This is a genomic window from Trabulsiella odontotermitis (assembly GCF_001188485.1).
GTDB classification, from domain to species: domain Bacteria; phylum Pseudomonadota; class Gammaproteobacteria; order Enterobacterales; family Enterobacteriaceae; genus Trabulsiella; species Trabulsiella odontotermitis_A.
In genome coordinates this window covers 14793-39250 of the sequence record NZ_JNGH01000068.1, presented here as the reverse complement: position 1 = coordinate 39250, position 24458 = coordinate 14793, and the positions used below count along the sequence as shown (strand labels likewise).

19 protein-coding genes and 2 pseudogenes are annotated in these 24458 nt (G+C 55.3%); 10 read left to right on the top strand and 11 right to left on the bottom strand.

The window, feature by feature from the left end; translation table 11 throughout:
- The first annotated feature begins 101 nt into the window (after positions 1-101).
- Positions 102-2369 (top strand): primary-amine oxidase, encoded by a 2268-nt coding sequence (gene tynA, locus GM30_RS06515; protein ID WP_049847960.1) that lies wholly within the window; start codon positions 102-104, stop codon positions 2367-2369.
- A gap of 35 nt (positions 2370-2404) precedes the next feature.
- Here the strand turns inward: tynA and GM30_RS06510 are convergent, their stop codons facing one another.
- Complete coding sequence (locus GM30_RS06510) at positions 2405-3892, bottom strand: aldehyde dehydrogenase family protein (protein ID WP_049847959.1); 1488 nt, start codon at positions 3890-3892, stop codon at positions 2405-2407.
- 232 nt (positions 3893-4124) lie between these two features.
- Here GM30_RS06510 and feaR point away from each other — a divergent pair, with 232 nt between their 5' ends.
- Positions 4125-5024: a transcriptional regulator FeaR gene (gene feaR, locus GM30_RS06505; RefSeq protein WP_049847958.1), complete on the top strand. Its 900-nt coding sequence runs from the start codon at positions 4125-4127 to the stop codon at positions 5022-5024.
- Here the strand turns inward: feaR and GM30_RS06500 are convergent, their stop codons facing one another.
- The 4 genes and pseudogenes from GM30_RS06500 to leuE all read right to left on the bottom strand — a co-directional run bounded on the left by GM30_RS06500 (position 5025) and on the right by leuE (position 8842).
- Entirely contained in the window at positions 5025-5348 is a 324-nt protein-coding gene (locus GM30_RS06500; protein WP_049847957.1) for a YdbL family probable chaperone protein, read from the bottom strand.
- A gap of 10 nt (positions 5349-5358) precedes the next feature.
- A complete protein-coding gene (locus tag GM30_RS06495) occupies positions 5359-5550 on the bottom strand; it encodes a YnbE family lipoprotein (RefSeq protein ID WP_049847956.1) in 192 nt (63 codons plus the stop codon).
- Positions 5550-8051 (bottom strand): annotated as a pseudogene (locus GM30_RS06490) (intermembrane phospholipid transport YdbH family protein). Before GM30_RS06490 ends, GM30_RS06495 begins: the two are co-directional and overlap by 1 nt.
- A 152-nt stretch (positions 8052-8203) precedes the next feature.
- Positions 8204-8842 carry a leucine efflux protein LeuE gene (gene leuE / locus GM30_RS06485; protein WP_049847955.1) on the bottom strand — a complete coding sequence of 213 codons (639 nt, stop codon included), beginning with the start codon at positions 8840-8842 and terminating at the stop codon, positions 8204-8206.
- A gap of 269 nt (positions 8843-9111) precedes the next feature.
- Between leuE and GM30_RS06480 the strand changes: the two genes are divergently transcribed.
- The gene (locus tag GM30_RS06480; protein ID WP_049847954.1) at positions 9112-10101 is read left to right on the top strand and encodes a 2-hydroxyacid dehydrogenase; all 990 of its coding nucleotides are present in this window, start codon (positions 9112-9114) and stop codon (positions 10099-10101) included.
- A 123-nt stretch (positions 10102-10224) separates the two neighbouring features.
- Positions 10225-10647 (top strand): heat shock protein HslJ, encoded by a 423-nt coding sequence (gene hslJ, locus GM30_RS06475; protein WP_049847953.1) that lies wholly within the window; start codon positions 10225-10227, stop codon positions 10645-10647.
- Here hslJ and GM30_RS06470 read toward each other — a convergent pair.
- The gene (locus GM30_RS06470; protein WP_049847952.1) at positions 10644-10910 is read right to left on the bottom strand and encodes a putative hemolysin; all 267 of its coding nucleotides are present in this window, start codon (positions 10908-10910) and stop codon (positions 10644-10646) included. The two genes, hslJ and GM30_RS06470, sit on opposite strands and share 4 nt — an antisense overlap.
- 269 nt (positions 10911-11179) lie before the next feature.
- Here GM30_RS06470 and nifJ point away from each other — a divergent pair.
- Together nifJ and GM30_RS06460 are read left to right on the top strand one after the other, a co-directional pair.
- Positions 11180-14589: pseudogene (gene nifJ / locus GM30_RS06465) on the top strand (pyruvate:ferredoxin (flavodoxin) oxidoreductase).
- Positions 14590-14737: 148 nt separating this feature from the next.
- Complete coding sequence (locus GM30_RS06460) at positions 14738-15247, top strand: DedA family protein (RefSeq protein WP_049847951.1); 510 nt, start codon at positions 14738-14740, stop codon at positions 15245-15247.
- Here the strand turns inward: GM30_RS06460 and GM30_RS06455 are convergent.
- The gene (locus GM30_RS06455) at positions 15244-15915 is read right to left on the bottom strand and encodes an EAL domain-containing protein (protein WP_124965728.1); all 672 of its coding nucleotides are present in this window, start codon (positions 15913-15915) and stop codon (positions 15244-15246) included. The two genes, GM30_RS06460 and GM30_RS06455, sit on opposite strands and share 4 nt — an antisense overlap.
- Before the next feature lie 446 nt (positions 15916-16361).
- On the opposite strand from GM30_RS06455, the gene ttcA reads away from it, so the two are divergent.
- Entirely contained in the window at positions 16362-17297 is a 936-nt protein-coding gene (ttcA, locus tag GM30_RS06450; protein WP_049847949.1) for a tRNA 2-thiocytidine(32) synthetase TtcA, read from the top strand.
- A gap of 34 nt (positions 17298-17331) precedes the next feature.
- Here the strand turns inward: ttcA and GM30_RS06445 are convergent, their stop codons facing one another.
- The 3 genes from GM30_RS06445 to zntB form a co-directional block, all read right to left on the bottom strand.
- Positions 17332-18591 (bottom strand): tetratricopeptide repeat protein, encoded by a 1260-nt coding sequence (locus GM30_RS06445; RefSeq protein ID WP_049847948.1) that lies wholly within the window; start codon positions 18589-18591, stop codon positions 17332-17334.
- Between the two features lie 158 nt (positions 18592-18749).
- Positions 18750-18896 (bottom strand): proline-rich small protein YnaL, encoded by a 147-nt coding sequence (ynaL, locus tag GM30_RS27550; RefSeq protein ID WP_158674493.1) that lies wholly within the window; start codon positions 18894-18896, stop codon positions 18750-18752.
- A 274-nt stretch (positions 18897-19170) separates the two neighbouring features.
- On the bottom strand, positions 19171-20154 hold the full coding sequence (zntB, locus tag GM30_RS06440; protein ID WP_049847947.1) for a zinc transporter ZntB: 984 nt from the start codon (positions 20152-20154) through the stop codon (positions 19171-19173).
- A gap of 197 nt (positions 20155-20351) precedes the next feature.
- On the opposite strand from zntB, the gene GM30_RS06435 reads away from it, so the two are divergent.
- Complete coding sequence (locus GM30_RS06435) at positions 20352-21527, top strand: GGDEF domain-containing protein (protein ID WP_049847946.1); 1176 nt, start codon at positions 20352-20354, stop codon at positions 21525-21527.
- On the opposite strand, the gene GM30_RS06430 is transcribed toward GM30_RS06435, so the two are convergent.
- Positions 21479-22453 (bottom strand): methyl-accepting chemotaxis protein, encoded by a 975-nt coding sequence (locus tag GM30_RS06430; protein WP_049847945.1) that lies wholly within the window; start codon positions 22451-22453, stop codon positions 21479-21481. The two genes, GM30_RS06435 and GM30_RS06430, sit on opposite strands and share 49 nt — an antisense overlap.
- 564 nt (positions 22454-23017) lie before the next feature.
- On the opposite strand from GM30_RS06430, the gene GM30_RS27090 reads away from it, so the two are divergent.
- Positions 23018-23896 (top strand): GGDEF domain-containing protein, encoded by an 879-nt coding sequence (locus tag GM30_RS27090; RefSeq protein ID WP_072094052.1) that lies wholly within the window; start codon positions 23018-23020, stop codon positions 23894-23896.
- Positions 23794-24456, top strand: a complete 663-nt coding sequence (locus tag GM30_RS27085) for an EAL domain-containing protein (RefSeq protein WP_338011768.1) — start codon at positions 23794-23796, stop codon at positions 24454-24456. The genes GM30_RS27090 and GM30_RS27085 overlap by 103 nt, the downstream gene beginning before the upstream one ends.
- Positions 24457-24458 lie beyond the last annotated feature (2 nt).

Genomic DNA, 24458 nt, shown 5'->3' with positions numbered 1-24458 from the left:
CTGGCAGCAGCAGGCAAACACTTTTACGCGTCTGCCTGTCAGGATAACGCTGTCACAACACTCACAACACAACAAAACAAAACAATAAGACGAGGTTAAACATGGGAAGCCGCTCTTTTTTCTCTCCCCGTAAAACGACGCTGGCACTGGCTGTCGCGCTGTGTTGCACCTGGCAGTCTCCGGCCTTCGCCCACGGTGGCGAAGCGCACATGGTACCGATGGACAAAACGCTACAGGATTTCGGCGCTGACGTGCAGTGGGATGATTACGCGCAGATTTTTACCCTGATCAAAGATGGCGCATACGTCAAAGTAAAACCGGGCGCGAAAACCGCCATCGTCAACGGTAAGCCGCTAACGCTGCAGGTGCCGGTAGTGATGAAAGAGAACAAAGCCTGGGTTTCCGACACCTTCATCAACGACGTGTTTCAGTCCGGACTCGACCAGACCTTCCAGGTCGAGAAGAAACCGCACCCGCTCAATTCGCTGACTGCGGATGAGATCCGTGCAGCGGTAGAGATTGTCAAAGCCGCGCCGGATTTCAAACCCAACACTCGCTTTACCGAGATTTCGCTACGCGAGCCCGACAAAACCGCGGTCTGGGATTTTGCCCTCACTGGCAAAGCGGTTGATGCACCGCGCGAAGCCAACGTCATTATGCTCGACGGTAAACATGTCATCGAAGGCGTGGTTGACCTGCAGAATAAAAAAGTAACGTCCTGGCAGCCCGTTAAAGACGCGCATGGCATGGTGCTGCTGGATGATTTCGTCACCGTGCAGAATGTTATCGACAACAGCAGCGAGTTTGCGCAGGTGCTGAAAAAGCACGGTATCAACGATCCGAAAAAGGTCATCACCACCCCGCTTACCGTCGGCTATTTTGATGGTAAAGATGGCCTGAAACAGGATGCCCGTCTGCTGAAAGTCATCAGCTATCTCGATGTTGGTGATGGCAATTACTGGGCGCACCCGATTGAAAACCTGGTGGCGGTGGTTGATCTCGAACAGAAGAAGATTATTAAGATTGAGGAAGGCCCGGTGATCCCGGTGCCGCTGACGCCGCGCCCGTATGACGGTCGTGACCGCGTGAAACCGGCGCTGAAACCACTGGAGATTGTCGAGCCCGAGGGCAAGAACTACACCATCACTGGCGATATGATTCACTGGCAGAACTGGGATTTCCACCTGCGCCTGAACTCGCGCGTCGGGCCGATTCTGTCGACCGTGACGTATAACGACAATGGCAAGAAACGCAAAATCATGTACGAAGGCTCGCTCGGCGGGATGATCGTCCCCTATGGCGACCCGGACACCGGCTGGTATTTCAAAGCCTATCTTGATTCCGGCGATTACGGTATGGGCACCCTGACCTCACCGATCGTGCGCGGGAAAGATGCGCCATCCAACGCCGTGCTGCTTGATGAAACCATTGCCGATTATGCCGGTGCACCAATGGATATTCCCCGCGCTATCGCCGTATTCGAGCGCTACGCCGGGCCGGAGTATAAGCATCAGGAACTGGGGAAACCGAACGTCAGCACCGAACGCCGCGAACTGGTGATACGCTGGATCAGCACTGTCGGTAACTATGATTACATCTTTGATTGGATTTTCCACGAAAACGGCACCATCGGCATCGATGCTGGTGCGACCGGCATTGAAGCGGTGAAAGGCGTGAAGGCGAAAACCATGCACGATCCATCGGCCAAAGACGATACCCGTTACGGTACGCTGATCGACCATAACATTGTCGGCACCACGCACCAGCACATCTACAATTTCCGTCTCGATCTCGACGTTGACGGCGAAAACAACCGGCTGGTGGCGATGGACCCGGAAGTGAAGCCAAATACCGCGGGTGGCCCACGCACCAGCACCATGCAGGTGAATCAATACACCATCGACAGCGAACAACAGGCAGCGCAGAAGTTTGACCCTGGCACTATCCGCCTGCTCAGTAATACCAGCAAAGAAAACCGCATGGGTAACCCGGTGTCGTACCAGATCATCCCTTACGCTGGCGGCACGCACCCGGTGGCGACTGGTGCGAAATTTGCCCCGGACGAGTGGATTTACCATCGTCTGAGCTTTATGGATAAACAGCTGTGGGTAACGCGCTACCATCCGAATGAGCGTTTCCCGGAAGGCAAATATCCTAACCGCTCAACGCACGATACCGGACTGGGGCTGTACAGCAAGGACAATGAATCACTGGATAGTCATGACGATGTGGTATGGATCACCACCGGCACAACCCACGTCGCCCGCGCCGAAGAGTGGCCGATCATGCCTACAGAGTGGGTACACGCGCTGTTGAAACCGTGGAACTTCTTCGATGAAACCCCGACGCTGGGGGAAAAGCAGAAATAAAGAAAGGGGCGAAAGCCCCTTTCTTATTCAGATGGTTAATACCGCACGCACACCGACTTCGTTTCGCACCAGCCGTCCAGCCAGTCCGGGCCGAAATCGCGTCCGGTGCCGGACTGCTTCATGCCGCCAAACGGCAGGTTGGCGTCAATCAGCGTATGGCTGTTGATCCACACTGTTCCGGCCTGCAGGCGGTCGCTGAATGACAGCGCCTGCGACAGATCGCGCGTCCAGACGCTGGCGGTCAGGCCGTATTCGGNNTCCCCCAGACGCAGCGCCTCTTCGCCGTCGGCGACGCGTACCAGATTCACCACCGGGCCAAATACCTCTTCGCGAGTCAGACGCAGGCTGGCGTCTGGATTAACCACCAGCGTTGGCGCCACGTAGTAACCGTTGCCCCCCGGCCCGGCGTTGCCGCTCAGCAGCTCGGCGTTGTTTTGCTGCGCCTCCTGCAGGAACGCCTGCACTTTGTCGCAGTGCGCGCGCGACACCAACGGATTGATGTGCGCCGTTTCGGACATGCCCGGCCCGACATTCAGGGATTTCACCGCCTGCTCAAAACCACTCACCAGGTTATCAAACAGCGGCGCTTCAATGTAGATGCGCGAGCTGGCCGCGCATACCTGCCCCTGATTGAGAAAACTGCCGGTCATCAGCCCTTCGATCACCCACTGCGGGTCGGCGTCTTTCAGTACAATCGCCGGGTTTTTCCCGCCGAGCTCCAGCGTAACGCGGGTTAAACGGTCGGCGGCGCTACGGGCAATCTGTTTGCCGGTCGCTGTCGAGCCGGTAAAACTCACTTTTGCCACCTGGGGATGCGAGGTCAGCGCTGCGCCGCATTCGCTGCCGCTGCCGGTGACCACGTTAAACACACCGTCCGGGATCCCCGCTTCGGTCGCCAGTTCGGCCACGCGCAGCAGCGTCAGCGGTGTGGTTTCCGATGGCTTAATGACGATAGAGCAACCCGCCGCCAGCGCAGGCATTACTTTCCACATGCCAATCATCAGCGGGAAGTTCCACGGCACGATCCCGGCGACCACGCCGACCGGCTCTTTTTTCGTCCACGCCTGGTAACGCGCGCCTTCCGGCATCGGAATGGAAACATCGAGCGTGCTGCCGGTGATTTTGGTGGTCAGCCCGGCGGTGTAGCGCATCCAGTTCAGGGTACAGCCGACTTCAAAGGCGCGGGCGATATGAATGGATTTTCCCTGTTCGAGGGTTTCGAGCTGTGCCAGCTCTTCCGTATGCTGCTCAACCAGATCGGCGAAACGCAGCAGGATACGTTCACGCTCTGCCGGTAAACGCCCCGCCCAGGTGCGGGCGACGAACGCTTTCCATGCTGCCTTATCAACGTCAGCCGCGCTGGCGTCGGCGGTAGTGGCAATAGGCTCGCCAGTGGCCGGGTTGTAGATCGTTAAGCGCTTTTCACTTTGTGCCGCCTGCTGCCCTCCATCGATATAGAGACCATGCTGACGATCCAGAAACATCTGCACGCTGGCAAGCGTTGCGACCTGAGAACCGGACATACCCACTCCTTATTTTCATCAATAGTGCATTCAGTCTAGGGGCGGATAGTGGATCGCGCTTTTTTCTCTCTGACATTCGTTTTTGCCGCTGTGACAGGCGCTGCAAACGGCATTTTTTATGCAGTAAAAGTGTGCCGGGGATAATAGTTCTTTCATATAGTTGCCGGTAAGGGGTTGTTTTAATCAACATAACAGCAACAATAATAAAACATTTTTTCCACCAGGATGGTCTATGGCGCAGGCAGACGACAAAGAGAGTTACCGGGCATGGCTGGCGAAGGTCAACCAGCTATGTGGAAACTTTGCCGCACGTCCGCTGGACGGAAAATTTTACGGTGAGATCGAATCCGGGTATACGCGGGGGTTAAAACTGAGCACCGTGACCACTCGCGGGGTGAATCTGTACCGCTCGCAGGAGGAGATCAAACGCGGCAATGATGCCTGGTTTTATACCGTGTTTCAGCTCGAAGGACAGGCAGTGATGGAGCAGGATAACCGGCAGGTGATCCTCGACGCGGGCGATATCACGCTTATCGACGCCGCGCGCCCCTGCTCGTTTTACTGGCAGCAAACATCGCGTCAGGTGTCGTTGTTATTGCCGCGTCAGAAGCTGGAGCATCTGAGAGCGATCAACAGTGCAGAGCGACTGGCGAAAACGCTGCCAATGGTGCAGTTGAGCCACCGCCTGTTGCAGGAAAGCATGACCAGCCCGGAGATGAATGAAAACGAAAGCGAGGCAGCACTGGAAGCCATTATCTGCCTGCTGCGCCCGGTACTGTATCAGCAAGACGCCCGGCCCACGCGCCGTGAGCGGCAGTATCAGAAGATCATGGCGCTGATTGATGAATACATTCAGTCAGAGCAGTTACGCCCGGAATGGCTGGCCAGTGAAACTGGCATGTCAGTGCGCAGTCTGTACCGGATGTTCGCGGATAAAGGACTGGTGGTGGCGCAGTACATTAAGAATCGTCGTCTCGACCTCTGCGCACAGGCGCTGCGCAATGCGCATGATGATGAAAAACTGGCGGGAATTGGTTACAGCTGGGGCTTTACCGACCACAGCCATTTTTCAACGGCGTTTAAGCAGCGTTTCGGATTGTCGCCGGGGGAATACCGCAAGCGCTACCGGTAATTATTTCTTCAGCCACTTACCATTAAGACCTTTTACGTATTCGCCAGGCTGCGCGCGCTCGACCAGCTTTTTCCCGGCCATTTTCGCCACTTCATCCACCGGCAGATTATTGCTGTCCGCCAGTTGCTGATAGCTTTCGCTGCGGGCATCGTTGATGTGCTTTACCAGCGCCAGGGTGTCTTTATCCTGCGCTATCGGCGCCAGATAGCCGTTGAGGGTTTCGCCGACGCGCCCCTGTTGCCGGGCTTCGCTGAGGGTCAGCGCCAGCGCGGAAGTGCTTAACAGGCTCAGGCCCAGCAGACTCGCGATAAGTAATTTCTTCATCTGCTGTCCCTCAGAAAAGATCGCTGCGTGATTTCAGCAGGTTTTCGACGTCTTTATCCACCTTGATATGAATCTCATGCTCGATTTTGACATTCATATTGATGGTGATCGGCTCCTTTGGCGCGGCGACTTCAATGCGCGGCGTGCAACCCGCCAGCATCATGGCGGCCGGGGCGCACAGCAGGGCGATTAATATTCTCATTATTGTTGCTCCTTACATTCCTTGCCGCCTGAGCAGCGTGGCGCGGGTAGCGCCGCATTTTGTTCAAGCCACGCCTGTAAATTGTCACCAAAACGCAGGCTGCGCCACAGGTCAAAGACATTTTCTTCGTGGGTATAGTTCAGATGCACCGTATTGCTTTTTCCTTCCACGTGGCTGATGCCGGTAATATTCGCCGTGAGGGTCAACAGCCCCAGATTATTTAAATTGATTTTCGTCCACGAGTGGGAAATTTCCATGTAGCGCAGCCAGTTGATGGCCGCCCCGGCAGCGATGTTATCTTTCACCACGGCGTCGGCGGTGTCTTTGTCGATGCGTAATGTCATCGCCGACGGGTTGGTCAGCCAGCCATCCTTAATAATCCATTTTTCATTGTTCAGCCACAATGGCAATGCGCCGTTGACCGGGCCGGACATGGCAAACTGCTTCGGATTCACCGCGCTTATCAGTTCGCTGGTGGAGATGTTGTTTAACCGCAGCAACGCGGCGTCATGCTGCGGCATCCGCAACTGCTGCATGGTGAGTTGCCCGCCGAGAATATCGACGCTGACATTGCTCAGTAATAACGGATTATCCTCACTCCACGGATAGCTGCCCTGCAGATCGGCGGTCAGGTTTTGCGCCGTCACCTGGTTGACGACTTCGGCGATGCGCAGCGACACCGGCCGACGGGTGCCGAGCTGCCAGGTGCCTTCGCTGAAACGGAATGGCAGAACAAAATCGACGCCGTTGATTTGGTTATCCGGCATCCAGGCGCTGCCGCCCTTCAATACGCCGTGACCGCCTGCCTCAAAGCCCTGATCGGCGGCGGCGGAAAACGCCACCTGCGCGTACAGTTCCCCTTCGCGCAGGGTCATTTTCATGTCCGGCGGTACCAGCGGCTGAAATACCGTTAACGATTGTTTCGGCCACCAGGCTTCGCCGCGCAGGCGTTCGCCGTCCCAGCGCCCGTGCACACGCACCGGGCCGATGTCGTCGGCATGAAGATCACCTTTAAACAGGAAATACGTCGGGTCGCGCNCAGCCACTCGATGGGCTCATCAAGCGTGAGGCGCGGCTGGCTGACCCGCATGGTGCCGTATTCCAGCTTGTCGAAACCGGTGGAGAGCGTATTCAACACGATGGTGCTGTCGCGCCACATGCCGGTTCCGGCGACGTCCCAGCGCGCCTGCATGGGCGTGAAATGACCGTCACCCCAGTAACGCCACTGCCAGATGCCCTTGTCCGGCAGGAAGTTATCGGCTTTGCCGTCGAGATGCAGGGTAAAGTCCCCCGTCTCCTCTTCATGCGCCCGCAGAATCGCCTGCAGCCGCCCGTCCACGCCCTGCTGCGTCACTTTTACGCCCGCCAGCGGCCAGCGAATTTCATCAATATTCAGCGAATCAATCACGCGACCGCGAGAGCGTAATAACGCGCCGGGTTCAAACGCCAGCTGCGGGGACGCCAGCGGGCCGGTGAGCACGGCAGGCAGTTTGGCGTAAAAAATGAGATCACCCTGCTTGGCTTCACCGGTAAGCTGCATCGGCATGGCGCTGTTGTCCGCGCTCAGTTTTCCCGGGCCGATATTCAGAACAGCGTTACCCTTGCCCGCATCGCCCTGGGTCAGCACGTTAAGACGGCCGCTGATTTGCATCGTGTCCAGCCCCTGCTGCCACTGTTCTGCTTTCAACGCCACACGTCCGCTCAGCGGCTGTCCCTGATACGGCCAGCGCCAGCGCCCGTCACTGATGGTCGCCAGATGTTCAGTGATTTCCCAGGGCAGATCGAGCAGCGGATCGGGATCGCCGTTGGCGTTGACGATAAGCTGACCGCGGTTTTTCTCCCATAGCAGTTCCGCATCCACCAGCCCCGGCCCCTGCGGCACCTCAAAAGAGGAATAAAGGTGACCGCGGCAGGGTGAAACCCCCCACCAGTTTTAGCGGCGGCTGCCCGTCCACCAGCCGGGTTTCAAATTCGCTGACGGTCAGCGCCTGACCGTGCAGACGCGCGCGCAGTGTGACCGCATCGCCCTGATAAATGATGTCCTGGATCGCGGGCGTTAACGCCATGCTCAGTTTGCCCTGCCACTGCTGCCAGGGAGAGAGCGTCAGACGGTCAATCGTCAACCAGCTGTTGGGCAGCATGGACTGCCACTCGGCGAGCGTTCGCGGCGCGCCGGGTGATGCTTCGCTCTCGGGGAGTTTGCTCAGGCACACGGAATCAACATCCAGGGAGGCGATATGCAGTTTCCAGCGGCTGGGATGGGTAATTTCAGCGCCCGACAGGCGCGCCAGCTCACAATCACCAACCAGATAACGGAGGCGGGGAATTTTAAGGGCGGAACGGGTCAGACGCGGGCTGTCATCCAGCGCGATGCGGGTACCGGCCGGTAGCCAGATCCCTGCAAGCGTAGGCACCCAGCGCGTCAGCGTTAACAGCAGCGCCAGGGGGAGAATCAAGAAAATCACAAGCAGCGCAATGGCGGCTTTGTATCGACCCTTCATGGGCAACGAATATCCTGCTGTATTGTTATTGTGACCAGACAGAGTCGGTATTGTGGCATGTTCGCCAGACCAGTTGAAGCCGTGGCCAGTTTAAGGANGATGCAGCAAAGGTATTCGCAATGCCGCTTTGCTATCGCGGCATTGCGGGCTGATCAGGACTGGAGCGTCGCCAGACGGGCGGCGAAACCGACGAACACCAGGCCAATCAGGCTGTTGCCGATTTTTGCCAGTTTCTTTTTGGTTTTCACGTAGCGGGTCACGAACGAGCCGGAGACGATCAGGAAGCTCAGGTAGATAAAGCTCACCAGTTCCAGCGTCAGCGCGAGGATAAAGAACGCGATGCCCGGGCTGGCGGCGTTAACGTCGATAAACTGCACAAAGAAGGAGACGTAAAACAGAATCGCTTTCGGGTTGGTCAGGCTGAGCACCAGCGCGCGCTTGAGGATGGCGCTGCCCGGCTCTGCACCATCAGACATGTGCGTGTCGCGCTGGGTCAGCGTGGCATACAGCATTTTACCGCCGAGCCACAGCAGGTACAGGGCGCCAAGGTAACGGACAATATTAAACAGCACTGGTGTGGTTTTAATCAGTGTCGCGACGCCTGCGTAAGCGAGGAACATCAGCACGGCATCACCAATAAAGACGCCCAGCGCCGCCAGGTATCCTTTGCGAATGCCGTGCGCCACACCGGTTTTGAGCACAAAGAAAGTATTGGGGCCGGGAACCAGAATGATGAAAATCGCGCCAATCAGGTAGGTCCAGTAGCTTACTACGCCAAATTCCGCAAACACGTCTTACTCCCGTTCGTCCATTGATAGCTTCCTGAAAGAGAAAGCGTTACCTTGATCACAGAATGCTAACGCAGAGCGCGTCGCCTTGAAAGCCCCAAACACGCTTTCGGACACGGAATCGGCCATTCAGGTTTATGCTTATAGTCATTGATAACGTTTTAATCACACATGCACATTTCGTGTAACCTGTTGATTATACAAAATTTCAAAAATTGTAAGAAATTTCTGAGTATGCTACCGTGACGCAAAAATCACTGGAGAAAAGTCTTATGAAAATCGCCGTTTACAGCACAAAGCAATACGATAAAAAGTATCTGCAACAGGTTAATGATGCATATGGCTTTGAACTCGAATTTTTCGACTTCCTGCTAACCGAGAAAACAGCGAAAACCGCAAACGGCTGTGAAGCCGTCTGTATCTTCGTTAACGATGACGGCAGTCGTCCGGTTCTGGAAGAGCTGAAAAAGCATGGCGTTAAATATATCGCGCTGCGCTGTGCCGGGTTTAACAACGTCGATCTTGATGCGGCAAAAGCGCTTGGCCTGCGCGTGGTGCGTGTCCCGGCGTACTCGCCGGAAGCCGTGGCGGAACATGCGATCGGCATGATGATGACGCTGAACCGCCGTATTCACCGTGCTTATCAGCGTACCCGCGACGCCAACTTCTCCCTTGAAGGGTTGACCGGCTTTACCATGTACGGCAAAACCGCGGGCATTATTGGTACCGGTAAAATCGGCGTCGCCGCCCTGCGCATCCTGAAAGGTTTCGGTATGCGTCTGCTGGCGTTTGATCCTTACCCGAGCGCTGCAGCGCTGGATATCGGCGTGGAGTATGTTGACCTGCCGACGCTGTTTTCCCAGTCGGATGTCATTTCGCTGCATTGCCCGCTGACCCCGGAAAACTATCACCTGCTGAACCAGACGGCGTTTGAGCAGATGAAAGACGGCGTGATGGTCATCAACACCAGCCGCGGCGGATTGATTGATTCACAGGCCGCTATCGAAGCGCTGAAAAATCAGAAAATCGGCGCACTGGGGATGGACGTTTACGAGAACGAGCGCGACCTGTTCTTTGAAGACAAATCCAACGACGTGATCCAGGACGACGTGTTCCGCCGTCTGTCGGCCTGTCATAACGTGCTGTTTACCGGACATCAGGCTTTTCTGACCGCCGAAGCGCTGATCAGCATTTCCGAAACCACGCTGGAAAACCTGCGCCAGATTGAACGCGGCGATACCTGCCCGAACGCGCTGGTCTGAGCCCACTCGCTTGACCGCTCCCCCGCACGGGGGAGCACTTTCAGATAATCCCCAAAGACGCGGTAAACGGTAGAGTTACACTCCCTCAGAAGTATTCATGTAGTGAATATAAAGGAAGAATAAATGAACAGGACCCTTTTCCTGTTGGCGGCGGGCATGCTGCTGACAGGTTGTGTTAACACCAGCAAAGTCACCGTCAACGCGTCACAGTTAGAGCATCATCGTTTCGTGCTGGAAAGCGTGAATGGCCAGGCTATCCCTGCCGGGAAAAATCCGCCAGAGCTGAGTTTTGGCGAGAAAATGCACCTGTCCGGCAGCATGTGCAACCGCTTTACCGGTCAGGGGAAGCTGTCTGAGGGTGAACTGAAAGTGAAAAACCTGGCGATGACGCGCATGATGTGCGCCGATGCGCAGCGTAACGAACTGGATAACACCCTGAGCACCATGCTCAGTAAAGGGGCGCAGGTAGACCTGACCGGTGACCAGTTAACGCTGGCAACGGCGGAACAGACGCTGGTGTACAGACTGTCCGATCTGATGGGTTAATAGTTGCCGCAGGTCCCGGTGGCAAGAGCCTGCTCTGCGCATCTTTTGCCATTGGGTAATGCGCACATGCCAATCGCTGAGCCATCCAGCTGACGGGCAACGGACAACGAGCCGCCTACCATGGCGCAGTTTGCCTGGCCGGTATCAGACATCGCGGCGCGCAAACCCGGCGCGACGTGCGCGGCGGTTGCCTGCTGTACGGGTTCGTTGCTACAGGCCGACAACAACAGCACGGCACATCCCACTAAAAACGCTGCACGCATCTTTTCTCTCCCCTCAGTCTCAGCAAAATCTTATGCATCATAGGCAGCGTAGCGCCTGACGTCGAGAGCCGATCTGCGATTTTATGCGCCGCAGAAACATTTTTTAGCGATTTTTTGCCTGTTCTGTTGATCTCACCCGCTATTCCGCCTTTCCGCAGGACACAAAAGCGAAAATTGAAATGCCGCAGCTTTGCTAAAATTTAACGCATAATTACAGGATTCGTCGACGTATCACGAGTCCCTTTTATTGCGCAATGTAAGGGTGTCCTATGATCACAATTGACGGTAATGGCGCGGTCGCTTCGGTGGCATTTCGTACCAGTGAAGTTATCGCCATCTACCCGATTACGCCCAGCTCGACGATGGCGGAACAGGCGGACGCCTGGGCAGGTAACGGGCTCAAGAACATCTGGGGCGATACGCCTCGCGTAGTCGAAATGCAGTCAGAAGCCGGGGCCATCGCCGCGGTTCACGGCGCGTTGCAGACCGGGGCGCTGTCCACCTCCTTTACGTCGTCTCAGGGACTTCTGTTGATGATCCCGACGCTGTACAAGCTGGCGGGTCAGTTAACGCCCTTTGTGCTGCACGTCGCGGCCCGCACGGTGGCGACTCACGCGCTGTCTATTTTTGGCGATCATTCTGACGTGATGGCCGTGCGCCAGACCGGTTGTGCGATGCTGTGCGCGGGTAGCGTGCAGGAAGCGCAGGATTTCGCGCTGATTTCGCAGATAGCGACGCTCAAAAGCCGCGTGCCTTTTATTCATTTCTTCGATGGTTTCCGCACCTCGCACGAAATCAATAAAATCGTGCCGCTGGCGGACGACACCCTGCTCAGCCTGATGCCGCAGGCGGACATCGACGCCCATCGCGCCCGCGCGCTGAACCCGGAGCATCCGGTCATTCGCGGCACCTCCGCCAACCCGGACACGTATTTCCAGTCCCGTGAGGCCACCAACCCGTGGTACAACGCGGTGTACGATCACGTGGCTCAGGCGATGAGCGATTTCGCCGCCGCCACCGGGCGAGACTATAAACCGTTTGAATATTATGGCCACCCGCAGGCTGAACGGGTGATCATCGTGATGGGGTCAGCCATCGGCACCTGCGAAGAGGTGGTCGATGAACTGCTGACCCGTGGCGAAAAAGTGGGCGTGCTGAAAGTTCGTCTCTATCGCCCCTNGTGATGACCGCGCTGGCGGAAGCCTTTAACCGTGGCGAACGCGAAACGCTGCCGCGCGTCATTGGCGGTCGTTATGGCCTGTCGTCGAAAGAGTTTGGCCCGGAATGCGTGCTGGCGGTGTATCACGAGCTGAGTCAGGCGAAACCAAAACCGCGCTTTACCGTCGGGATTTACGACGACGTCACTCACCTCTCCCTGCCGCTACCGGAAAACACCCTGCCCGCCACCGCAAAACTGGAAGCACTGTTTTATGGCCTTGGCAGCGACGGCAGCGTGTCGGCGACTAAAAACAATATCAAAATTATCGGTAACTCAACGCCGTGGTATGCGCAGGGCTATTTTGTTTATGACTCCAAGAAAGCCGGTGGCCTGACGGTGTCGCACCTGCGTGTCAGCGANACCAGCCGATCCGGTCGGCGTATCTGGTATCGCAGGCTGATTTTGTTGGCTGTCACCAGTTGCAGTTTATCGATAAATACCAGATGGCCGAGCGCCTGAAACCCGGCGGAATTTTCCTGCTCAATACGCCATACAGCGCTGATGAAGTCTGGGCGCGGTTGCCGCAGGAAGTGCAGGCGGTGCTGAATCAGAAAAAAGCGCGCTTTTATGTGGTTAACGCCGCGAAAATCGCCCGTGAATGCGGCCTTGCCGCGCGTATCAATACCGTTATGCAAATGGCGTTTTTCCATCTGACCCATATTCTGCCGGGCGACAGCGCACTGATGGAACTGCAGGGTGCGATAGCCAAAAGCTACAGCAGCAAAGGTCAGGATCTGGTTGAACGTAACTGGCAGGNCTCGCGAACCCCTCGCCGAAGTGCCGCTGCAGCCGGTGAATGTCGCCAGCCCGAATCGCCCACCGGTGGTTTCCGACGCGGCGCCCGATTTCGTCAAAACCGTCACTGCCGCGATGCTCGCCGGGCTTGGCGACGCGTTGCCAGTTTCCGCGCTGCCGCCGGACGGCACCTGGCCGATGGGCACCACCCGCTGGGAAAAACGCAACATCGCCGAAGCGATCCCCATCTGGAAAGAAGAGCTGTGTACCCAGTGTAACCACTGCGTTGCCGCCTGCCCGCACTCGGCAATCCGCGCCAAAGTGGTGTCTCCGGAAGCGATGGAAAGCGCGCCCGCCAGTCTGCATTCGCTGGACGTGAAATCCCGCGATATGCGCGGTCAGAAGTATGTGCTGCAGGTCGCGCCAGAAGACTGCACCGGCTGTAATCTGTGCGTGGAAGTCTGCCCGGCCAAAGACCGACAGAACCCGGAAATCAAAGCCATCAATATGATGTCGCGCCTTGAGCATGTTGAAGAAGAGAAAGTGAATTATGACTTCTTCCTCGATCTGCCGGAAATCGACCGCAGTTCGCTGGAGCGCATTGATATTCGCACCTCGCAGCTGATCACGCCGCTATTTGAATACTCCGGTGCCTGCTCCGGTTGCGGTGAAACGCCGTACATTAAGCTGCTGACCCAGCTGTATGGCGACCGCATGCTGATTGCCAACGCCACCGGCTGCTCGTCAATTTACGGCGGCAACCTTCCCTCAACGCCCTATACCACCGATGCCAACGGTCGCGGCCCGGCGTGGGCCAACTCGCTGTTTGAGGATAACGCCGAATTCGGGCTGGGCTTCCGTCTGACGGTCGACCAGCATCGTCAGCGTGTGATGCGTCTGCTGGCATCGTTTGCTGACAAACTGCCTGCGGCGCTCAACGAAGCGCTGCACGCCGACGCTACGCCGGAAGTGCGTCGCGAGCAGGTTGCCGCGTTGCGCCAGCATCTGGCGGGCGTGGAAGGCGCACAGGAACTGCTCACCGACGCCGACGCGCTGGTTGAGAAATCCATCTGGCTGATTGGCGGCGATGGCTGGGCATACGATATCGGCTTTGGCGGGCTGGATCACGTGTTAAGCCTGACCGAGAACGTCAATATTCTGGTGCTGGATACCCAGTGCTATTCCAACACCGGTGGCCAGGCGTCGAAAGCCACGCCGCTGGGCGCGGTCACCAAATTTGGCGAGCATGGCAAGCGCCAAGCGCGCAAAGATCTGGGCGTCAGCATGATGATGTACGGTCACGTTTATGTCGCGCAAATCTCGCTCGGCGCGCAGCTCAACCAGACGGTGAAAGCGATTCAGGAAGCGGAAGCCTATCCGGGCCCGTCGCTGATCATCGCCTACAGCCCGTGTGAAGAGCATGGCTATGACCTGGCGCTCAGCCACGATCAAATGCGCCAGCTGACCGCCACCGGGTTCTGGCCGCTGTACCGCTTTGATCCGCGTCGTGCCGAAGAAGGCAAACTGCCGCTGGCGCTGGATTCACGTCCGCCGTCAGACGCGCTGGCGGAAACGTTAATGAATGAGCAACGTTTCCGTCGTCTTAATGCGCAGCAGCCGGATGTCGCAGAGCAATTATGGAAGGATGCCGCCGCCGATTTACAGAAGCGTTATGACTTCCTGGCGCAACTGGCAGGGAAAGCCGAAAAAACCGCATCGGAGTAATCCCGCCACGATGCAAAAAAAGCCCGATGTGATATTCGGGCTTTTTATTTTGCCTGTCAGAAGGGAATATTTCTGTTTCAGCCCGGTTTAATTTTCCCCACTTACACTGGCTCACGATGATATTTATTTCTCATGAGGTCAGCGGGGGATGCAAGAGGCACTGAATCAGCTCATCAGCATTGCACAACAGCACTCCGCGCTGATTGGCATTATTGTCTTTGTGCTGACGTTTACTAAATCCTGCGCCATTATCTCGCTGGCGATCCCCGGCACCTCGGGCCTGTTGCTGCTTGGGCCGCTCTCGGCCGGAAATTACGGGTTATTTGCCTTAATGTGGGCCATGGCCAGTCTCGGTGCGGTAAGCGGTTTTTGGCTCTCCTGGTGGCTCGGAAAACATTATCATCATCGTGTTTATCACTGGCGCTGGGTGAAACCGCCGCTGCTGGAAAAAAGCCGGGTATTTTTAGCTCGCTGGGGAATATATGCTATTTTTCTCGGCAGGTTTATTTCACCCCTGCGGGCGACGGTACCACTGGCCAGCGGTATTTTTGGCGTAACGCACCGGCAATTCCAGCTGGCAAATATCAGTTCAGCGGTTATCTGGACATTTATTTTACTGGCGCCGGGGGCGATAAGTCTCGGGCTGACAGCATTCTAATGATTGTCGCCGTAATGGTGTTTTAGCCAGTAATCCCCCTGCCCGGCAATGGCACCAGCGGCCCAACACGCTTGCAGGTGTTCTTCATTCTTTATGCCGCATATGATCGCGCCGTGGCAGGCAAGTGACGCGTGTGAAACGATATGGCGAAGGCTGTGTGTATTTAAATGTTTATAAAAAAAAGAAGGTGCGATTTTAATATATTCAAACGGTATTCGGTCCAGTAACGTCAAATTGGTCGAGCCCTCTCCGAAACCATCAATCCACAGCGGGCAAAGCTGTGACAACCTTCGGAGCCTGACCATTTGAGAATTTGCCCTAAATTCGGCACACCCGCTGTCTATACCGAGCCGCAAAAATTTGCGTTGTAATAAAACGTTCATAATCGCGGGGTTATCGAGAATATAATCCGCACTCTCGTCACCAATGTTAACGGTAACGGGCGCGGCGTCGGTGATGTCTGTTGGCAGGGAGGAAACAAAGTGTAACGCCCTTTCCAGAGAAGCCGTCTGCTGCAATGGGGCGAAGTTAAGCACATTCACATCCGATTTATTATCGGGGAATACCTTAACATAACCAGATTGCTTTTTTAGTTCCCAGGAATGTATTTCCCCGGAACGCTTTATGACGGGTTCCAACATGAATTCAGAACATAGGTTCGATGACAATCCTTGCTCCCGCACATCCTGTATTTTGTTTTAAAATATTGCCAGAGAATTACACAGGTAAATAATAGAATAAAATCGTTTAAAATGATCGTTGAAAGAGCATTTGATAGCTACAGACTATCACTAACGCGTTAATGATCGCTGATTCAGATTAATAAAGAGGAATTCTCCTATTGCTGGCGGAAAAATAGCGAGAAATTTACCTTAGAAATTCTCCGGGAATTGGGTAAACGTAAAAAAGCGGCTATTTGATATCCTTCCTCAGAATTTCTTTTTTAGATAAATCTGAGAATTTCACTTTTGCAGGCCGAAGGTAGCCGCAAAACGCGCTGGCATTCGGCGCGAGAATCCGTACCATACACGCCACACCCTGGCATGCCTGATGCGACACTTTCCTTTATGGTTTGCCACTGTTATGCCTCCGGCGACACCAGAGATACAATATAATGTCAGAAAATCAATCAGTTAACAAAAAAGAACAGTACAATCTGAACAAATTACAGAAGCGCCTGCGCCGGAACGTGGGTGAGGCCATCGCCGATTTTAATATGATTGAAGAAGGCGACCGCATTATGGTTTGTCTCTCTGGCGGCAAAGACAGCTATACGATGCTGGAGATCCTGCGCAATCTGCAGCAGAGCGCGCCGGTGAATTTCAGCCTGGTGGCGGTGAATCTCGATCAAAAACAACCGGGTTTCCCGGAGCACGTGCTGCCGGCGTATCTGGAGCAACTGGGTGTTGAGTACAAAATCGTTGAAGAAAATACCTACGGCATCGTTAAAGAGAAGATCCCGGAAGGCAAAACCACCTGCTCGCTCTGCTCTCGCCTGCGTCGCGGGATCCTTTACCGCACCGCAACCGAACTGGGCGCCACCAAAATCGCGCTCGGCCATCATCGCGACGATATCCTGCAGACACTGTTCCTCAATATGTTCTACGGCGGAAAAATGAAAGGCATGCCGCCGAAGCTGATGAGCGATGACGGTAAGCACATCGTGATCCGCCCGCTGGCCTACTGCCGTGAAAAAGATATCGTGCGTTTCGCCGAGGCAAAAGCGTTCCCGATTATTCCGTGCAACCTCTGCGGTTCACAGCCGAACTTACAGCGTCAGGTGATTGCTGACATGCTGCGCGACTGGGACAAACGCTATCCGGGACGCATCGAAACCATGTTCAGCGCGATGCAGAACGTGGTGCCGTCGCACCTGTGTGATGAATCATTATTCGACTTTAAGGGCCTCGCGCATGGCGCTGAGGTCGTTGCTGGCGGCGATCTGGCCTTTGATCGTGAAGCGATCCCGCTGCAGCCTGCCGGGTGGCAACCGGAAGACGATGAGGCTGATTTTCAGGCGACGCGCCTCGACATCGTCGAAATCAAATAAACGATGCCCTCCAGATGGAGGGCTTTTTTATGCTTCAGTCCATGTTCCGGATCTGCCATTCACCGGCCAGCACCCGATCAAGCAGGAAGAAGGGTAGCCGGTCTTTCCATTGATGGTTTTCTACCGGACTGGCGTATTCACACAGCCGGTTGCCGTGCTCATCCAGCACTTCCCAGCGCTGCATTTCGCCATCGTTTTTCTGACTTTCTTTCCCCGCCAGCTGATAACTGGTATTGCTGCCGATATGGAATTTATCCGTTTGCCAGCGAATGGGCGCATGGGCAGGAAACGGCTGCGCGTCGAGGAAGCCAAACAGTTCGTCGTGGTTGAGCAGGCTTTGTTTGATGGTTGGCCACAGATGCTGGCGCAGGAAATATTGATCAACAAAGCGTTTGTGCCCTTCGCGATCACGCAGGTATTCTCGCGTCTGCTCAATAATGGACGGCAGATTTTCATTGCGACAGCCGCCCCACATGCCCGCCAGCAGCAGCTCGGTGTGGGTAAAGTAGTCACGCATATGGTGATACCAGCGATCGCTTTGCAGCCAGGCGTTGACCGCGGCCTGTTCGCGCTCAGACAGCAGCGAGTCGGCATCACGAATCAGATAACGTTTAACGCTCGGATCGTCAAGCACCAGGAAGCGCCACATTAACGGTGGAATGGTCTGATGCTGCTCCCCTTCAACGTTGATGATCTCCGCACCTTCCGCCAGCAGACGCTGCTGCACCGCCTGCGGCACGCTGTCATCGAGATAAAAACGGCAGCGCCATTCCGGGAACAGATCTTTACTCACACTTGCATTCATCACCGCGCTTTCGCAATAACGCGGCAACGCGCCAAATAATGTAAAGGCGATAACGTTTTCCTGCGGATTATTCGGATTAAAGGCCGGGGGTTGCGCTGCCGGCAGCGGATACGCCTGGCCGCTGCCGAATTTTTTATCGCCCAGCTCAAGAGAAAGATGCCCGTAGCGGCGCAGTTCGTCGGGGCGATCCAGCCAACCGCACACCTCCGCCAGGCCGTCGATCATCGTATCCGGCAACTGCTCCACCGGCAGGTTTTGCATCAGCTTTTTATAGGTTTTGTACGACTTCTCATACTCGCCCGTCCGCATCAGACAGAGCGCGTAGCTGGAAAGCACATCGGGGTTGCGCGGCACCAGCCGCAACGTCGCTTCGGCGACAGCTTTACCGGCCGCAAAATCATTTTGCGCGATAGCATCCCGATAACGTTGTGCCAACTGATTCAGCCGCTGCTCCTGTTGCTGCGGCGTGGTCTTCTTAAAAGGATGCATTTTTCCCTGACCTCACACTATTCCTGTTCATGCGCCGTATGCGCTGCCGAATTATATCGCCCTGTTTCACTTAGGGGTTAACTCATGACGCGGTTTTAAGAGAAAATCTGCGAGCCAGGTCAAGCGGCACGATAAGCCCTCCTGACGGAGGGCCTGTTTTACAGATGCGGCGGTGGGTCGATAATCGGATGCGGATCGGGGTCAGGCGGCGGATCCGGGATGGGATCCGGTCTCGGGAACGGATCGGGAACCGGCACCGGGTCGGTAGGTACGGGGTCACTCATATGGCATCGGTAATGATTCATTGTTGCCTCCATTTCTTGTCGCCCTCTGTTAAGGGTAGAAGAGTGTGAGTAAGAGGCAAAAAAAAGCCGACTTATCTAAGTCGGCGTCGTACGAATCAATTGTGCTATGCAGTAATTCAAAAAAGGAAGTAAGACAATATGGAGCGCAACGCCCATCGCTTGACGTTGCATTCACCTGCGAGAGAAATATTGCCCTGAACAGGACGTGCGTTTATTGACTTCGCTCAATCTTTGCGGCGTTTTTATGTTCAATAAATGTTAAAAAAGTGATTTTTTACAACCATTTACTGCGATGTAACCACCAGGTAACACCACCAATCAGCACCACCAACATGATACAGAACAGCGCAAAGCCGAAATGCCAGCCTCCGCCTGGAATGCCGCCGAGGTTGACGCCAAACAGCCCGGTCAGGAATGTGCTTGGCAAAAACACCATTGCCATCAATGACATGGTGTACGAGCGGCGAGACAGCGATTCCGACATCACCTGCGAAATTTCATCCGCCATCACGCCCGTCCGGGCGATGCAGGCATCGATTTCATCCAGCCCACGACCTAAGCGGTCGGCAATATCCTGCATCCGGCGACGCTGATCGTCGTTCATCCACGGCAGACGTTCACTGGCCAGACGAGCATAGACGTCGCGCTGTGGTGCCATGTAGCGGCGCATGACAATCAGCTGTTTGCGTAACAGTGCCAGCACGCCGCGTGCGGGGATCTGTTGATCGAGCAGATCGTCTTCCAGATCAATAATACGGTCGTGTAAGTCTTCGATGAATTCGCTGGCGTGATCGGTCAGCGCATCGCAGATATCCACCAGCCAGTCACCGCAACCTGTCGGACCGGTACCCTCCTGCAGGTCGTTGACAATGTCGTCCAGCGCCAGCACTTTGCGCTGACGCGTGGAGACGATCAGCCGTTCGTCAATATACAGTCGCATGGCAACCAATTGGTCCGGGCGTTCTTCGGTGCTGCCGTTGATACAGCGCAGGGTGATGAGCGTCCCTTCCCCCAGACGGTTCACGCGCGGCCGCGTGCTCTCGCCTGCCAGCGCGTCACGAATGTTATTCGGCAGCAGCGGCGTGGTGGCGAGCCATTGCGCGCTTTCCGGGTGGGTATAATTGAGATGCAGCCAGCACGGGTGCTGGCTGTCTATCGTATCCGTATCTGTGAGCGGTTTTACGCCACCCTGCCCGTTCAGTATCCAGGCAAATACCGCATCCGGCACGTTAACTTCCGAGCCTTTAATGGCTTCCATACCGCCTCCGTCACAACTGGTTGATCCCACTAGTCTAGCGTTATGCGGAACTTATTCAATAAAGGGCATCGCCATGGTCATGAATTCTTTACTGAATACGCGCTTTTCTGCATGCCAGTGATAGACAACCTCCACGATATCGGTAAAGTTAACAGAAAGCGGTAGAATTGAAGCGATTTTGTTAGCCGGAGAAGACAGTGACCACCAATGCACCTTGTCAGGCCTTTGACCTGCTCCTTGCTGAAATGCGTGGGCTGGCGTTAAAAACCAGTAGCGTGTGGTTTCTGTGGGTCAACATTCTGTTTGCGCTGTTTATTCTCGGGCGTACCTATTTTTCTCCTGACAGCCTTCCCGTGGCGAGCCATCTTCCTTCGGTGGTCATGGAATCCGTGATGGCAATTGTCCTTTTTATCTCCTCGGCGGGATTGTTTATTATGCGGCTGGCGCCGATACAAAATGCGCCCTGGCTGGGGAAGCTGGCGCATATGGCCGTGCTGACGCAGAGCCTGTGCTGGTCGGCCTGTTTTTATGTGCTGATTGCCAGCGACGATTTAAAAATCGTCTTCCCGTTTGCTGCCGTGCTGCTGTTTAGCGCCCTGATTTCACTCTATTTTAACCCTTACGTTCTGCTCAGCTTTATCGCCCCTATCTGGCTGACCATTTTCATTACCTCAATGGCCTACAACGCCAATATCACGGTGCTGTATTCCTTGCTGTGGGTGCTGTTGGCAGGGTTGATTGAGTCCGGGCGACGGATGCTGAATAACTGGTTTATGCTGGCGTTGAAAACTCAGCAGAAAAACGTCGACCTTATCAGTCAGCTGGAACTGCTGGCGAATCGCGATCCGCTGACCGGCATTGCCAACCGCCGGGCTTTCGAGTTACGCATGGATGAAGAAGTGACGCGCCACCAGCGCGAGGGCGGCGTTTTTTCGTTGATCATGCTTGATGTTGATCACTTCAAACGCTACAACGACGACTTTGGTCATCAGACCGGCGACCGCTGTCTGGCGACGCTGGCGCAGTGTCTGGCGCGCGCGTCGTTGCAGGCGACTGGCATTCCAGGGCGAATTGGTGGGGAAGAATTTGTGGTGTTGCTGCCGCAGTGCAACGAAGCGCAGGCCATTGACGTGGCGGAGGCCATTGCCGAAGATCTCCGCCAGTTGAATATTGAACATCCGGGGTCACTGGTGATCCCCCGGGTTACCGTCAGCCAGGGGATCGCCAGCTGGCGCCCCGGCATGTCGCCCCGCACGCTGGTGGCTCATGCCGATACCGCACTTTACCAGGCCAAGCAGCAGGGGCGAAATCGCTTTGTCATGTATCAGCACCCGGAAAAATCGGCGGCAGGGGTTAACACCGGCGCTGCCTGAGCCGCGGTGTCATTCAGCCGGAAGCGGCGCGTGCGGGACTGTAAATCCACCACCTGTTGTTTGAGTACGTCTGACGAACCGGCCAGCTCTTCCACCACCGACACGTTCCCGTGGGTGACTTTTTCCAGCTCGGTCAGCGCCTGCGCAATCTGCTGAATCCCCCTTTCCTGCTGCATCGTGGATACGGATATTTGCTCCATCAGACCGTTCAGCAAACCGGAACCGGTGACAATCTGCTGCATATTCTTTTCTGCTTCCGCGACGATGTTCGCCCCCTGGGTGACGTTTTCGCTGGTTACGCTGATCAACGCTTTGATGTTTTTTGCCGCCTCAGCACTGCGGTGCGCGAGGCGACGGACTTCCCCCGCCACCACCGAAAAGCCTTTACCGTGATCGCCCGCCCGCGCCGCTTCCACGGCGGCGTTCAGCGCCAGGATGTTGGTCTGAAAGGCGATACCATCAATCATGGTGATGATTTCAGTCATCTGGCGGGCGCAGTCGGTGATGGATTCCATATTACTGGCGACATCACCCATCAGCGAACCGCCTTTGCGGGCATGTTGCGTGGCTTCACTGGCGCGTTCGCTGGCAAGACGGGTGTTTTCCGCATTGTTGCGGGTGCTGGCGGCCATCTCTTCCATGCTTGAGGCGGTTTGCATCAGCGTGGCGGATTGTTGCTCCGTCATCACCGACAGCGCTGCGCTGCGGCTGGCAAGCTGTTCGGAAAGGGTCATTGCCGTTTGCGACGAACCACGAATTTCCCGAACCAGCGAGGCAATGCTGCCGGAAAGATTATTGATCCCCGGAATCAACCGCCCCGCACAGTTATTGCCGAATTCAGGAATGGTGATTGATAAATTACCGGCCGTCACGTCATCAATACTTCTTTTTACGGTATTGATGGGCGTCACCAGATATTGCGTCATATACAAACATAACNAATGCCAGCAATAACGTGAGATGAGTAGAAAAAATAACCGCCACAACATTGCTCAAAATAAAAACAGCACATAAAAACAGCACTATAAAGGTTCTTACACTCGTATTTTTTAACATACAGCACTCACGGAGGGCTTCAGAGGGTTATTTGTTTATAGCATTGGGTTTATTGTTTTTCATGCGGGATTTGCGCAAACACTGTATTTGTCATTAAACAGGTTATATTTTATTTAAGTCAGATTTTGTTTGTTGGATATCCACGATTACCAGTGATAATTCCTGTCCCTGGCGCTGGATGAAAAAAGACGGAACACGCAAGGATATATTCTCTCGCTGAAATAAGCATCACGTTTAATGTTTATTTCATGGTAATTAAGCCATGCTTAAATAAACGAAGATGCGTTCATCTGTCCGCCAGCCGTCATCAGCCCGATAAATTCTTTCGCGCGTCGTCGTTTTTTGCTGCTAGATTAATTGAATAATAATACCGATGTGGATTGTACGATGCTGCCTGTCTCGTGGGACCCGGTTCTGTACGGCATTTTATTGGCATGCTGCCGATGAAAATACCAATGATGATGAATGACGACATCAACCTCATGTCGCTGCTGGCAGCGCTCGTCGCTTCCGTTTGCGTCATTACGCTCGCCGTTCCTGGTGTGATGCTAATGATTTCATTGCGGGATTCACAACGGCGCAGCAACCGTCTGGCAGAGCACCTGCAACGCCTGAATCAGCAACTGGAACAACAGGCGCATTACGACGGGCTGACCGGGCTCGCCAACCGCACGCAAATCGATCTCAGCATCGAGCACTGTATTGAGGATGCCCTGCTTAAGCGGCGTCACTTTGCGCTGATTTTTATGGATCTCGACCGCTTCCGACTGGTCAATGATGCCTGGGGAACCCACGTCGGCGATCACCTGCTGGTCTCCGTCGCTAACCGCATCACTCCCTGTCTGAGTCCACAAATGACGCTGGCGCGACCCGGCGGTGATGAGTTTATTCTGCTCGCGCCCGATACCGATGCGAACGACGCGGCGGATCTCGCCGCACGCATCGCCGAGCGACTTAAGCGCCCGTTTTATGAGTCGGGGCAGATCCTTCAGGTGTCGCTCAGCATGGGCATCAGCCTTTTCCCGGATCACGGCGTTACACTGCACGACCTCAAGCTGCGTGCCGATACCGCGATGTACAATATCAAGCAGCAAGGACGCAACGGTTGGGCTATCTACCACGACAGCATGATGCAGAAAGCCTGGGAAGGCGCGCGGTTTTTGCAGGACCTGACGCAGNNCGCCCCCAGACGCTGTCGGGTTTCGAAGCCTTGTTGCGCTGGCGACATCCGGCGAAAGGCGTTCTGCTTCCTGAACAGTTTCTGGATCTGCTGGAAAAATCGGGGCAGATCGTCACGGTGGGGCGCTGGGTGATCAACGAGGCGTGCCGTCAGTTACGGGCGTGGAGCGACGAAGGGCATGATGACTGGTCGCTCTCGGTCAATCTGTCCACCGCGCAGTTTGAACAGCCGGATATCTACGAACAGGTGTACGACGCGCTCACACGCTATGGCATTTCCCCTGCCCGTTTAACGCTCGAACTGACGGAGAGCACCGCCCTGTGTAACCTTGAGCGCAGCATTAACATTCTCAGTGATTTCGCCCGCCTCGGCGTGACCGTCTCGATTGACGATTTCGGCAACGGGTATTCAAACCTGTTGACGCTGAAAAACCTGCCCGCTCGCGAGTTAAAAATCGATAAACGCGTGGTGAAAGAGATGCGTGAAAACGGCAAAAATATCAAAATAGTCTCCGCTATTATCGACATCGCCCACATCATGAATATGGAGGTGGTGGCGGAAGGGATTGAAACGCTGGCGCAGCAGCAACTGTTAACGCAAATGGGCTGTGGACAGCTTCAGGGATATCTCCTCGCCCGCCCGGTGCCAGCGCAGGAGATCCCCGACCTGTTAGCGAATTTGCCGTCTCGCTGAAC

Excerpts from the sequence above, each read along its gene's own strand:
- tynA (WP_049847960.1), top strand. The coding sequence starts at position 102 with ATGGGAAGCCGCTCTTTTTTCTCTCCCCGTAAAACGACGCTGGCACTG.
- feaR (WP_049847958.1), top strand. The coding sequence starts at position 4,125 with ATGGCGCAGGCAGACGACAAAGAGAGTTACCGGGCATGGCTGGCGAAG.
- GM30_RS06500 (WP_049847957.1), bottom strand. The coding sequence starts at position 5,348 with ATGAAGAAATTACTTATCGCGAGTCTGCTGGGCCTGAGCCTGTTAAGC.
- GM30_RS06495 (WP_049847956.1), bottom strand. The coding sequence starts at position 5,550 with ATGAGAATATTAATCGCCCTGCTGTGCGCCCCGGCCGCCATGATGCTG.
- GM30_RS06480 (WP_049847954.1), top strand. The coding sequence starts at position 9,112 with ATGAAAATCGCCGTTTACAGCACAAAGCAATACGATAAAAAGTATCTG.
- hslJ (WP_049847953.1), top strand. The coding sequence starts at position 10,225 with ATGAACAGGACCCTTTTCCTGTTGGCGGCGGGCATGCTGCTGACAGGT.
- GM30_RS06470 (WP_049847952.1), bottom strand. The coding sequence starts at position 10,910 with ATGCGTGCAGCGTTTTTAGTGGGATGTGCCGTGCTGTTGTTGTCGGCC.
- GM30_RS06460 (WP_049847951.1), top strand. The coding sequence starts at position 14,738 with ATGCAAGAGGCACTGAATCAGCTCATCAGCATTGCACAACAGCACTCC.
- ttcA (WP_049847949.1), top strand. The coding sequence starts at position 16,362 with ATGTCAGAAAATCAATCAGTTAACAAAAAAGAACAGTACAATCTGAAC.
- GM30_RS06445 (WP_049847948.1), bottom strand. The coding sequence starts at position 18,591 with ATGCATCCTTTTAAGAAGACCACGCCGCAGCAACAGGAGCAGCGGCTG.
- ynaL (WP_158674493.1), bottom strand. The coding sequence starts at position 18,896 with ATGAATCATTACCGATGCCATATGAGTGACCCCGTACCTACCGACCCG.
- zntB (WP_049847947.1), bottom strand. The coding sequence starts at position 20,154 with ATGGAAGCCATTAAAGGCTCGGAAGTTAACGTGCCGGATGCGGTATTT.
- GM30_RS06430 (WP_049847945.1), bottom strand. The coding sequence starts at position 22,453 with ATGACGCAATATCTGGTGACGCCCATCAATACCGTAAAAAGAAGTATT.